The following is a 633-nucleotide window of genomic DNA, read 5'->3' on the forward strand; positions in this document are numbered from 1 at the left end:
TATCGACGGGGCGTTTGACAGCTGGTGCACCAATTTATGCACCTCATTTGGTCGAGTTTAATGTTCATTCTCCTGCATCAATTGTTTTTTCCGGACAAACTTCCATAGTATCGCGTTGGCGCAATTTGGTTATTGAAACAGAACCTTATTGGAAAACGGGTAAAACATTGAAGTTTATAGCTGAAGGGCTTGAAATTTCACCTCTTTCCTCTTCCCTTGAAGATCAAAAGCCTCAAGAAGCATTAGGAGAACAAACAATAGATAAAAAAACGACACAGGAAAATGTAGAAGATCAAGCATCTTTGCAAAATACGCATGACATGATTACTCAGCCGTTAGAGACAAAAGATACGCCTCAAAAAATAACGGCAGAATTTTTGCGCTTTGATCTGAAACATGAAAAGAATGATTTGTTGGGAAATATAACTTTTGACGGTTTTGATGTTTCTCTAGTTTTTACATCTTCTTTTGTTGATGTCCCAAAAATTGATGGTAACTTGAAAGTGATTTTAAATGACATCTCTTTTTTGTCTGAAGATGAAGGGAAAAATTGGCAACAGCGACTGTATGGAAAAAGTGGGCTTTTAAAGCAAGGTGAATTGACTTTTCATACAGGTGGTGGGTTACGTATTA

Annotated in this window: 1 pseudogene; it reads left to right on the plus strand. The window is 37.0% G+C overall.

Annotation, left to right across the window (positions count from 1 at the left end):
- Positions 1-633: pseudogene (locus tag ACFIKE_RS12095) on the plus strand (hypothetical protein); the annotation flags it as partial.

Source organism: Bartonella sp. MU70NMGDW (assembly GCF_042194085.1).
Taxonomy (GTDB): Bacteria; Pseudomonadota; Alphaproteobacteria; order Rhizobiales; family Rhizobiaceae; genus Bartonella; species Bartonella grahamii.